At 68.6% G+C, this 11086-nt stretch carries 11 protein-coding genes; 6 read left to right on the forward strand and 5 right to left on the reverse strand.

Annotation, left to right across the window (positions count from 1 at the left end; translation table 11 throughout):
• Positions 1–134: 134 nt before the first annotated feature.
• The 6 genes from OS124_RS27525 to OS124_RS0115405 all read left to right on the forward strand — a co-directional run bounded on the left by OS124_RS27525 (position 135) and on the right by OS124_RS0115405 (position 4263).
• The gene (locus tag OS124_RS27525) at positions 135–293 is read left to right on the forward strand and encodes a hypothetical protein (RefSeq protein WP_168161475.1); all 159 of its coding nucleotides are present in this window, start codon (positions 135–137) and stop codon (positions 291–293) included.
• Positions 290–1297: a TonB family protein gene (locus OS124_RS0115385; protein WP_010140657.1), complete on the forward strand. Its 1008-nt coding sequence runs from the start codon at positions 290–292 to the stop codon at positions 1295–1297. Before OS124_RS27525 ends, OS124_RS0115385 begins: the two co-directional genes overlap by 4 nt.
• Positions 1298–1598: 301 nt before the next feature.
• Entirely contained in the window at positions 1599–2099 is a 501-nt protein-coding gene (locus OS124_RS0115390; RefSeq protein ID WP_010140658.1) for a YbjN domain-containing protein, read from the forward strand.
• Between the two features lie 38 nt (positions 2100–2137).
• Complete coding sequence (gene proC, locus OS124_RS0115395; RefSeq protein WP_010140659.1) at positions 2138–2953, forward strand: pyrroline-5-carboxylate reductase; 816 nt, start codon at positions 2138–2140, stop codon at positions 2951–2953.
• Positions 2946–3287, forward strand: a complete 342-nt coding sequence (locus OS124_RS0115400; protein ID WP_010140660.1) for a tRNA-binding protein — start codon at positions 2946–2948, stop codon at positions 3285–3287. Before proC ends, OS124_RS0115400 begins: the two co-directional genes overlap by 8 nt.
• 19 nt (positions 3288–3306) lie before the next feature.
• Positions 3307–4263 (forward strand): 2-hydroxyacid dehydrogenase, encoded by a 957-nt coding sequence (locus OS124_RS0115405; RefSeq protein ID WP_010140661.1) that lies wholly within the window; start codon positions 3307–3309, stop codon positions 4261–4263.
• An 86-nt stretch (positions 4264–4349) separates the two neighbouring features.
• Here OS124_RS0115405 and OS124_RS0115410 read toward each other — a convergent pair whose 3' ends face one another.
• The 5 genes from OS124_RS0115410 to OS124_RS0115435 all read right to left on the reverse strand — a co-directional run.
• On the reverse strand, positions 4350–5408 hold the full coding sequence (locus OS124_RS0115410; protein WP_010140662.1) for an alpha/beta hydrolase: 1059 nt from the start codon (positions 5406–5408) through the stop codon (positions 4350–4352).
• Between the two features lie 121 nt (positions 5409–5529).
• The gene (locus OS124_RS0115415; RefSeq protein ID WP_010140663.1) at positions 5530–6117 is read right to left on the reverse strand and encodes a thymidine kinase; all 588 of its coding nucleotides are present in this window, start codon (positions 6115–6117) and stop codon (positions 5530–5532) included.
• Between the two features lie 191 nt (positions 6118–6308).
• Positions 6309–6791 (reverse strand): pyridoxamine 5'-phosphate oxidase family protein, encoded by a 483-nt coding sequence (locus tag OS124_RS0115420; RefSeq protein ID WP_010140665.1) that lies wholly within the window; start codon positions 6789–6791, stop codon positions 6309–6311.
• Between the two features lie 265 nt (positions 6792–7056).
• Positions 7057–10359 carry a carbamoyl-phosphate synthase large subunit gene (gene carB, locus OS124_RS0115430; RefSeq protein ID WP_010140666.1) on the reverse strand — a complete coding sequence of 1101 codons (3303 nt, stop codon included), beginning with the start codon at positions 10357–10359 and terminating at the stop codon, positions 7057–7059.
• A gap of 232 nt (positions 10360–10591) precedes the next feature.
• A partial coding sequence (locus OS124_RS0115435) for a class I SAM-dependent methyltransferase (protein ID WP_010140667.1) occupies positions 10592–11086 on the reverse strand: 495 nt, incomplete at its 5' end.

Raw genomic sequence — 11086 nt, forward strand, 5'->3', positions numbered from 1 at the left:
GCTCCGCCCGAACCCTTCGCGGTCGAGCCGCCCAAGGCCAGCGACGGGGCCGAGACGCTCCGAGACGCCGGTGCTGGTCCTGTCGCCCGAGGGCGAGGCCGGTTCCGGCGAGTCGCCCGTGGCGGAGGCTGCCATTGCCGCCTTCGTCGCCGAGTGTGCAGGCACTTGGCTCTGACGAGGCGCCGCAGCTGCGCGCCGATGCGGCGGCCGAGGCCTCGGTGGTGGCGCAGACCCTGAAGGCACTGACCGAGGCAGGTCTGTCCAAGGTTGCGCTGGTGGTGGCTCCGCAATGAAACGTGCTGTCGAATTTCTCGCCTTCATGGGGCTCGCGCTGGTGCTGCACCTGTTGCTGGCCGTGCGCGTGCCGGCCACCGGTGCCCAGTCGGGCGGCGCGGGCGGCGAAGCGCTGGTGACGCTACAGGGCGCGCCCGAGGGCATGGAAGAGCTGATCCAGGCCTGGGAAACGCCCCCCGACGCGCAGATCGACCCCGATGCCCCGCAGCCGGTCGAACCCGAGCCGCTGCAGCCCGTGGCCCGTCCCGAGGCCGAGGTCGAGCCGCCGCCGGTGCTGCCACATCTCGACGTGGCCGAGGCCAGCCCCGACACGATCACCGTGCCGAAGTTCGACCTCGAGGTGCCACCGCCTCCGCGCGCGCCGGAAGAGGTGCCCCAGGAGGTGCCCGAGCTGGCCGAGACGCCCGAGCCGCAGCCGGCCGAGGACCAGCCCGAGCAGGTGGTCGACGAAGCGCCCCGTGTCGCGCCGGTGGCCAGCCTGCGCCCGATGCAGCGCCCGGAAACTCCGGCGCCCCGGGTGGATGCCGCACCGCCGCCGCCACCGCCCGCCCCTGAACCCGAGCGCGCGCCGACGCCGCAGGCGCGGCCCGCCGACCGCACCCAGCAGGCCCGCGAGGGCGGCAATGGCGGGGTGACGCAACGGGCCGCCGGCTCTGGCGGATCCGCGCAGGCGGGGAATGCGGGCAACAACCGCGTCGCCGCCGGTGCCGGACAGCAGCAAGCCCAGCTTCAGGCCGTATGGGGCGCGCAGATCCGTTCCCGGATCGAGCGGCGCAAGCGCTTCCCCAATGCCATGCGGGGCCGCCAGGGCCGCGTGGTGGTGCGCCTGACCGTGGGTCGCGATGGCAGCATCCTCGGGGCCTCGGTCGCACGCTCCTCGGGTCAGCCGGCCTTCGACCAGGCTGCGATACAGGCGGTGCAGAACACCGGGCGGCTTCCCGCCGCGCCGGACGGGCTGGGCGCGGCGAGCTACACCTTCAACCTGCCGATGGACTTCTCCTGACGCAGGCAGCGGCACCCGCAAGGGGCCAGATTTTGAGCATGCGCGAAAGGGCCCGGATCTTCCGGGCCTTTTCCCTGTGGCGGAAGGGGGTTCCGTCCGTCGCGCTCCCCCCGCCCATGGTATCTATCCCCAGGCTGTCCACAACAAATTGCGGTCGTCCCCAAGATTTGCCTTTACAGGCTACCGAACCACGCCCACCATATCTTGTAAGGAACGGCGGAAATCGCCCCGTTTCTAGAGCAGGCACCTAGCGCTTGGGGCGCTGCCAGCCCCCTTGCGCTAACCCAAATGAGGTGGCGTCATGGCATTGTCCGAAACCTTCATCTCCGAAGAACTGCATCCCATCGACATCGTCGAAACTCTGGCCGAGCACCACGAGTGGGATTTCGACCGTATCGCCGAAGACCAGATCGCCATGGCGGTCGAGGGGCAGTGGCGCACCTACTCGGTGACCCTGGCCTGGTCGGCCTACGACGAGACCCTGCGCCTTATCTGCACCTTCGAGATGGAGCCCCCGGCCGAGGCCCTGCCGGGCCTTTACGAGCTGCTGAACCACGTCAACGACCAGTGCTGGGCCGGGGCGTTCACCTTCTGGGCCGAGCAGCAGCTGATGGTCTATCGCTACGGCCTGGTGCTGAGCGGTGAACAGATCGCCTCGCCCGAGCAGATCTCGACGCTGATCTCTGCTGCCGTGCTGTCGGCGGAACGCTACTACCCCGCCTTCCAGCTGAACGTCTGGGGTGGCCGCCCGCCGCGCGCCGCGCTGGAGGTCGCCATTGCAGAGGCCTACGGGCGGGCGTAAAACTTGCCCCCGACGTGATATGAACGCAGGGGGGCGAGATGTCTTTGGATAAGGTGGCCGAAAATGGCCTGGTGCTGCTTGGCTGCGGCAAGATGGGCTCGGCCATGCTGGCGGGCTGGCTGAAGCGCGGCCTGCCCGCGACCTCGGTCTGGGTGCTGGATCCGCACCCCAGCGACTGGCTGAATTCGACCGGAGTGCATGTCAACGCGGGCCTGCCCGAGGCGCCCGCCGTGGCGCTGATCGCGGTCAAGCCGCAGATGATGGGCGATGCGCTTCCGGGGTTGCAGGCCTTCGGCAACTCCGAAACGCTTTATCTTTCGGTTGCGGCCGGAACGCCGATCGCTGCCTTCGAGGCCGCTTTCGGCGCCGAAAGCCCTGTGATCCGGGCCATGCCGAACACCCCTGCCGCCATCGGGCGTGGCATCACCGCGATCATCGGCAATGCCCATGCGGGCAGCGGCGCGCTGGATCTCGCCGAAGCGCTGCTTTCGGCGGTCGGCCAGGTGGTGCGGCTGGAGGATGAGGGCCAGATCGACGCGGTCACCGGCGTGTCCGGGTCCGGCCCGGCCTATGTCTTCCACCTGATCGAGACCCTTGCCGCGGCGGGTGAGGCCCAGGGCCTGGAACCGGAGCTGGCGATGCAGCTGGCCAAGGCCACTGTCGCCGGGGCAGGCGCGCTGGCAGAAGAGGCCGAGGAAGACCCCAGCCAGCTGCGCGTCAACGTCACCAGCCCCAATGGCACCACCCAGGCGGCGCTCGAGGTGCTGATGGATGAGCAGACCGGCTTCCCGCCGCTGCTGAAGCGCGCGGTGAAGGCCGCCGCCGACCGGGGCCGGGAGCTGGCCAATGGCTGAGCAGATCAACTTCGACGACTTCCTCAAGGTGGATATCCGTGCGGGCAAGGTCATCCGCGCAGAGCCCTTCCCCGAGGCCCGCAAGCCCGCCATCAAGCTCTGGATCGACTTCGGCCCCGAGATTGGCGAGAAGAAGACCTCGGCCCAGATCACGGCGCATTACAGCCCCGAAAGCTTGGTCGGCAAGATGGTCATGGCGGTGGTGAACTTCCCGCCGCGCCAGATCGGCCCCTTCATGTCCGAGGTGTTGACCCTCGGCGTGTCGGATGACGAGGGCGGTATCGTCCTGATCGCCCCGGATCAGGACGTGACCCCCGGACAGAGAATGCACTGACAGAAGTGGAAGACCTGAGATGAAGCGGATCCTGCTTTCCCGCCCCATGCCGCCTGCCACCATCGAGGCCGCCTCGCGCCACTTCGAGGTCGAGATCCGCGACAGCACCCGCCCGATGAGCGCCGCCGAGATCCGCTCGGGGCTGGCGGTCTATGACGGGATGATGGTCACCCTTGGCGACCAGGTCTCGGCAGAGGTGTTGCAGGACTTCGGTCGGCCGCGCTGCAAGATCCTTGCCAACTTCGGGGTGGGCTACAACCACATCGACGCAGAGGCCTGCCGCAACCACGGGGTGACGGTGACCAACACGCCCGGTGCGGTTACCGATGCCACGGCGGATGTGGCGATGACGCTGATCCTGATGGCCTGCCGCCGCGCCGGCGAGGCCGAGCGGCTGGTGCGCGCCGGCCAGTGGGAGGGCTGGCATCCGACCCAGATGCTGGGCCTGCACGTGACGGGGCGCAGGCTGGGCGTCATCGGCATGGGCCGCATCGGCCAGGCCGTGGCGCGGCGCTGCCATTTCGGCTTCGGCATGGAGGTGGGCTATTTCAACCGCTCCGAGAAGGAGACGGGGTTTCCCGCCACCCGTCACGAGACGCTTGAAGGGCTGGCCGCCTGGGCCGATATCCTCGTCGTCGCCACGCCGGGAAGCGCCGAGACCCATCACCTCGTCGGGGCGCCGGTCTTTGCGGCGATGCAGCCCCATGCGGTCCTGGTGAACATCGCGCGCGGCGACATCCTGGACGAAGAGGCGTTGATCGCCGCCCTGCAGGCGGGCCAGTTCGGCGCCGTGGGCCTGGATGTCTACGAGCACGAGCCGCATGTGCCCGAGGCGCTGCTGGCGCTCGACAATGCGGTGCTGCTGCCGCACCTGGGCACCGCCTGCCTCGACGTGCGCGAGGACATGGGCGCCATGGCGGTCGAGAACCTGCGCGCCTTCTTCGCCGGAGAGGACTGCCCCAACCGGGTGAACTGAGGCGGGCCGCTGCCGGGACGTGAAGCCGGGGCTGCCCGGCTCCGAGAAGGGGGGCATGGCCCCCCCTTTTTCGTGCCGCAGGGCCGCTACTGCGCCACCAAAGAGCGCGTGAGCGCGTCGAAGATGAAGGCGCCCGGCACGCGGAGTTCGGGCGGTTCGGCCTCGGCGCGGGCGTAGAGCTCGACCATGCCGACATAGCGCTGGTGGCCCAGCGGATCGGCCCGCACCGAGGAAATGTCGATGATCTGCACATTGGCGCGCCGCGCGGCGGCGCCGACCATGGGCGCGGCCGCGGGCAGGGCTCCGACCCGGGGTCGCCCCCCGGCAAGGCGGGAGGACAGGCCAAGCGCGCGGTCCCCCTGCGAGGTCAGGATCAGGATCGGCCGGGGCAGGTGGCCCAGGGTTTCCAGCTGGCTTGCGAAGACGAAGACGTCGATGTCCGGCGCCGCCAGCACCACGTCGAGCCGTGCCAGCACCTGCGTCTGCCCGGCCAGTTGCAGATCACGCAGGGTCTCGACCACCAGGAAACCGCCCATGGAATGCCCGAAGAGCACCAGCGGTCGCCCCCCGGCGGTCAGCCCGGTGACCAGGTCGCGCAGGGCATTGCGCGAGAACAGCGCCGCCTGCCGGTCGGCCTCGTAGTCCAGCGGCTTGCCGCGCGAGGGCCAGGAAAAGAGAACCGGCGCCACGCGGTGATGGGCCTCGGCCGAGATCTGCGCCAGGCGGAACAGCGCTTCCTGGAAGCTGGTGTTGTACCCGTGGACATAGAGCGCGAGGTCGCGCTTTGCGCCCCCGGCCCGGCGCGTCTGGGCGAGGAACTCGGCGCGTTCCAGCACGCCCGAGGCCGTCACGACGAAATCCGTGGCCGGGTCCGGGGTCTCGCCGGGATAGGAGATCCGCGCCAAGCCGCGCTCCGGGGGCACGGAGATGTCGTAGAAACGGTAGCTGGTGGCGAAGGCGGGCTGGCCCTCGAAACCCGCCGCCAGGGCGCGGTTGGTGGCCGCGTAGACGCGGATCACCTGCGCCTCGGGATGGCCTCCCGCCACCTCGGGGTGCGCCGTCAGCACCCCGGGCCCGGGGCGGGCGGTGCAGGCGCTCAGCAGCAGGACAAACCCCAGGCAGAGGACTTTCGCAATCGGTGTCATCGGGGGGGTCTCCGGCTGGCCTGCCCCTTGCTAGGACGCTTCCGCCCGGCCGGTCAACAGCGGGCGCCGCGGGGCGTGCCGTGCCCCTCCGCGGGGGGGGCAGCGGCCCGGCGCGAGGTGCTCACAGAGGGCTGTCGCCCATCTCGGCGCGCCAGTGACGGCGGCAGAGCGAGACATAGGTCTCGTTCCCGCCGATCTGGATCTGGGCACCCTCCTGGGCCGCACGACCGTCGGCAGTGCGCCGGACCACCATGGTGGCCTTCTTGCCGCAATGGCAGATGGTGCGCACCTCGCGCATCTCGTCGGCCAGCGCCAGCAGGGCGGCGGAGCCGGGGAAGAGCTCGCCGCGGAAATCGACGCGCAGCCCGTAGCACATCACCGGCAGGCGCAGGTCGTCGACCACGCGGGCCAGCTGCCAGACCTGATCCTTGGTCAGGAATTGCGCCTCGTCGACGAAGATGCAGGCGAAGGGGGCTGCCGCATGACGGTCTCGGATGCGGACAAAGAGGTCGTCGGTCTCGTCAAAGGTATCGGAATCGGCGCCGATCCCGATGCGCGAGCCGATGCGGCCCTCGCCGGCGCGCCTGTCGAAGCGCGCAGTCAGCAGGTAGGTGTCCATGCCGCGCTCGCGGTAGTTGTGCGATGCCTGCAGCAGGATCGTCGACTTGCCCGCGTTCATGGTAGAGTAGTGGAAGTAGAGCTTGGCCATGGCGGTAGATAGGCCGGGCCGGGGGCGGGGGGCAAGATGACTTTGCCGGGGGGCTGTCCGCCGGTCGCACTGTCTTGAACCTGAGGGGGGAGGCCTGTCGCCCTACCGGTCCTGCAGGGCAGGCCGAGGCGACCGGGAGGGGTAGGGGGGCAAGGTGGGTTGCCACCCACCCTACGCCCTGCCCTGCCGGTTCAGAAGGTGATCATCCGATGCTCGCCGACCTCGGGGGTATGATCATCGTCAAGGTTCGCCCGCGCGATCTCGAAGAGGAACTTGGCGCTGCCTTCGGTCATCCAGGCTTCGGCCTTCGAGGGCACGAAGCGCAGCAGCCGGACCGAGGGGTCGTCGCGGCCATCTTCGAACCAGGCATCGGTCACGCGCGACCACAGGTCATCCAGCGTCGCGGGGTCGGTCACTGCCTGCAACTGGCCCGAGATGTCGGCATAGAGTTTCGCACCCCGATCGGCGACGAGAAAGTGGCTGTCGCGCCCGGCGATCGCTGCCTTGTGGGCCTCGGTGCCCTCGGCGGTGATGAACCACAGCACGCCCCGCTCGGCATCGGCGTGGTGGCTCATCGGGATATGGGTGTCTGGGCCGGTCATCAGCATCCCGGCGGTGATGTCCGCCAGGCGGTCGAACAGGTGTTTGGCGGGATCGGTGGCAAGGTCCTTCATGGCAAGCTCCTTTCGGTTGCTGTTGCCAACCCAACGGAGTGACCCGGATCATTGTTCCCCCGCCCGGGCTGCGCGCCGCCCGCGCAGGCGGCTTCCGGCCGTGGCGCATGGCGTAGGGTGGGTGACAACCCACCGTGCCCCGGAATGCGAAACGCGCGAGGCTTTCGCCCCGCGCGTCTGGTTCAGATCAGCGGCACCAGTGGCACCCCGCCGCAGCCCGCCAGGGCCATCAGCAGCGCCAGGGCCGGGAGGCGAAGGGCGCCGCTCACTCCTGCAGCGCCGTGACGGTGATCTCGCCCTCGGCGCGCGACTTCATCGCCTGGGCGGCCGCCTTGGCACCCGCCGCGGTGGTGAAGTAGGGGATCTTGTCGTAGAGCGCTACCGAGCGGATCTGCCGGCTGTCGGCCACCGACTGCGCGCCCTCGGTGGTGTTCAGCACCAGGGCGATCTCGCCGTCCTTCAGCAGGTCGACCACGTTGGGACGGCCCTCGTAGACCTTGTTGACCGTCTTGCAGGCGATGCCGGCGGCGGTCAGCCAGGCCTCGGTGCCACGGGTGGCGACCAGGGAGAAGCCCAGCTCGACCAGGGTGCGCGCGGCCTCCAGCATCTCGTCTTCCTTGTCCGCGTCGCGGATCGAGATGAAGACCTGGCCTTCGGTCGGCAGATGCGTCCCGGCACCCATCTGGGCCTTCAGGAAGGCGCGGGCAAAGCTGCGGTCATAGCCCATGACCTCTCCGGTCGAGCGCATTTCCGGCCCGAGCAGCGTGTCGACGCCCGGGAAACGGGCGAAGGGCAGCACGGCCTCTTTCACCGCGAAGCCCTCGATCTGGGGATCGACCAGGTCGAAGGACGCCAGCTTCTCGCCGGCCATGACGCGGGCCGCGATCGAGGCGATCGGGCTGTTCACCGCCTTGGCCACGAAGGGCACGGTGCGCGAGGCACGGGGATTCACCTCGATCAGGTAGATCACGTCCTCGCCGTTCTCGCGCTTGACCGCGAACTGCACGTTCATCAGGCCGACCACGCCCAGTTCCAGCGCCAGGGCGCGGGACTGGCGCTTCAGCTCTGCGATGACCTCGGCCGACAGCGAATGCGGCGGCAGCGAGCAGGCAGAGTCGCCCGAGTGGACGCCGGCCTCTTCGATGTGCTGCATGATGCCGGCGACATGCACGTCCTCGCCGTCGCAGAGCGCATCCACGTCGACCTCGACCGCGCCCGACAGGTAGCTGTCCAGAAGCACCGGGCTGTCGCCCGAGACGACCACGGCGTCACGGATGTAGCGCTTCAGGCCCTCCATCTCGCGCACGATCTCCATGGCGCGGCCACCCAGCACGTAGGAGGGGCGGATGACCAGCGGGAAGCCGATGCTTTCCGCGATCTCCAGCGCCTCGGCGTCGGAATGCGCGATGCCGTTGTGGGGCTGTTTCAGGCCCAGGCGATTGACGAGGTCCTGGAAGCGCTCACGGTCCTCGGCCAGGTCGATGGCGTCGGGGGTGGTGCCCAGGATCGGGATCCCGGCCTCTTCCAGCGCATTGGCCAGCTTCAGCGGCGTCTGGCCGCCGAACTGGACGATGACGCCATGCAGGGTGCCGTTGGACTGTTCGACGCGCAGGATTTCCATCACGTGCTCGAAGGTCAGCGGCTCGAAGTAGAGGCGATCCGAGGTGTCGTAGTCGGTCGAGACGGTCTCGGGGTTGCAGTTGACCATGATGGTTTCATAGCCCGCGTCGGTCAGGCTGAAGCAGGCATGGCAGCAACAGTAGTCGAACTCGATCCCCTGGCCGATCCGGTTCGGACCGCCGCCCAGGATGACCACCTTCTTGCGGTCGGAGGGACGCGCCTCGTCCTCGACCTCGCCCATCATGGGCTCTTCGTAGGTCGAGTACATGTAGGGGGTCTGGGCCTCGAACTCGGCGGCGCAGGTGTCGATGCGCTTGAAGACGGCGGTGACGCCCAGGTTGTGCCGGGCGCGGCGCACCTGGTCCTCGTCCCGGGCCGAGAGCTTGGCCAGGCGGGCATCCGAGAAGCCCAGCATCTTCAGGCGGCGCAGACCTTCCTCGGTCAGCGGAAGGCCGTTCATCTTCACCTCGGCCTCGGCGCGGATGATCTCGCGAATGCGGGCCAGGAACCAGGGATCGAAGGCGGTCACGGCCTGGATCTCTTCATCCGAGAGGCCGAAGCGCATGGCCTGGGCGATGACGCGGATGCGGTCCGGGGTCTGGCGCGACAGCGCCTTGACGATGGCGGCACGGTCGATGTCCGAGGCAGCACCGACGGCGCTGACGCCCTCGATCTCGATCTCGTCGAGGCCGGTCAGTCCGGTCTCCATCGAGGCCAGGGCCTTCTGCAGCGATTCGTGGAAGGTGCGGCCGATGGCCATGACCTCGCCCACCGATTTCATGGCGGTGGTCAGCAGCGGTTCCGAGCCGGGGAACTTCTCGAAGGCGAAGCGCGGGATCTTGGTGACGACATAGTCGATGGTCGGCTCGAACGACGCGGGCGTGACCTTGGTGATGTCGTTGTCCAGCTCGTCGAGCGTGTAGCCGACGGCCAGCTTGGCGGCGATCTTGGCAATCGGGAAGCCGGTGGCCTTGGAGGCCAGCGCCGAAGAACGCGACACGCGCGGGTTCATCTCGATCACGACCATGCGGCCGTCCTCGGGGTTGATCGCCCATTGCACGTTCGAGCCGCCGGTTTCCACGCCGATCTCGCGCAGCACGGCAATCGAGGCCGAGCGCATGGCCTGGTATTCCTTGTCGGTCAGCGTCAGTGCCGGGGCCACGGTGATCGAATCGCCGGTGTGCACGCCCATCGGGTCGACGTTCTCGATCGAGCAGACGATGATCGCGTTGTCCGCCTTGTCGCGGACGACCTCCATCTCGTATTCCTTCCAGCCCAGCAGGCTTTCATCGACCAGGATCTGGCCGACCGGAGAGGCCTCCATGCCGGAGCGGCAGTAGTATTCGTAGTCGTCGCGGTTGTAGGCCACGCCACCGCCGGTGCCGCCCAGGGTGAAGGCGGGGCGGATGATCGCGGGCAGGCCGATGCTTTCCAGCGCGTTCATGGCGTCCTTCATGCCGGCGGCGATGTCACGCTTGCCGTTGGCCAGCTTGGGGGCGCTGACGATGGTCGCCTTGGGGTTTTCCAGGCCGATGCGGTCCATGGCGTCGCGGAACAGGGCGCGGTCCTCGGCCATTTCGATGGCGGCGCGGTTGGCGCCGATCAGCTCGACGTTGAACTTTTCCAGCACGCCCTGGTCATCCAGCGCCAGCGCGGTGTTCAGGCCGGTCTGGCCGCCCATCGTGGGCAGCAGCGCGTCGGGGCGCTCTTTCTCGATGATCTTGGCGACGACCTCGGGGGTGATCGGCTCGATGTAGGTGGCATCGGCCATGTCCGGGTCGGTCATGATCGTCGCGGGGTTCGAGTTCACCAGGATCACCCGGTAGCCCTCTTCGCGCAGCGCCTTGCAAGCCTGGGCGCCCGAGTAGTCGAACTCGCAGGCCTGTCCGATGATGATGGGCCCCGCGCCGATGATCATGATGGAGTTGATATCGGTTCTCTTCGGCATTTTCAGGGACCTCGTGACAGCGCGCTTCAGGACATATCGGTGCAGGCAGGGCAGGGCGCAGAGCCCGGCGCAAAATTGCCTGCGTTATAGTCAGCGCGCGTTGGGGTTCAACCCCTGATCCGCCGTGCAGGGCGGAAACCGCAGGGCAGGGCCGGGCGCCGTCTTTCCGCTTGCAGGTGAAATGACGGGGGACGGGGCCTGCGGTCGAGGGGCCCGCGCCCCCCGCGCGTCCCTATTCGGCCGCCGACTGCTGCGCCGCATCGCCGGGCGCCCCGTCGCGAAGACGCCTGTCGCGATAAAGATAGTCCCGCGTCAGCGGCACCGCCTGCTGGTCGCGCGCCAGCTGGAACTGGAAGACCACCTGGTCGTTCATGCGGAAGGTCATCTCTGACGCGACAAGGTAGAGCCGCCACATCCGAACGAAGCGGTCGTCGTAGAGATCGCGCGCCTTGTCGACGTTCTGCATGAAGCGGTCGTACCAGTGCTTCAGCGTCTCGGCATAATGCAGCCGCCAGACCTCGACGTCGCAGGTCACGAGGCGCTCCCTCTCGATGGCCGCGCTGGCCTCGGAAAGGGCGGGGACATAGCCGCCGGGGAAGATGTACTTGGTGATGAAGGCGCCGGTCACGCCGGGCGGGTCGCTGCGCCCGATGGTATGGATCAGCGCCACGCCCTCCGGCGCCAGGAAGTTGCGCACATGGCGGAAGTACTCGCGGTAGTGGGGTAC

The sequence above is a fragment of the Oceanicola sp. S124 genome (assembly GCF_000220565.1).
GTDB lineage: Bacteria > Pseudomonadota > Alphaproteobacteria > Rhodobacterales > Rhodobacteraceae > Pseudooceanicola.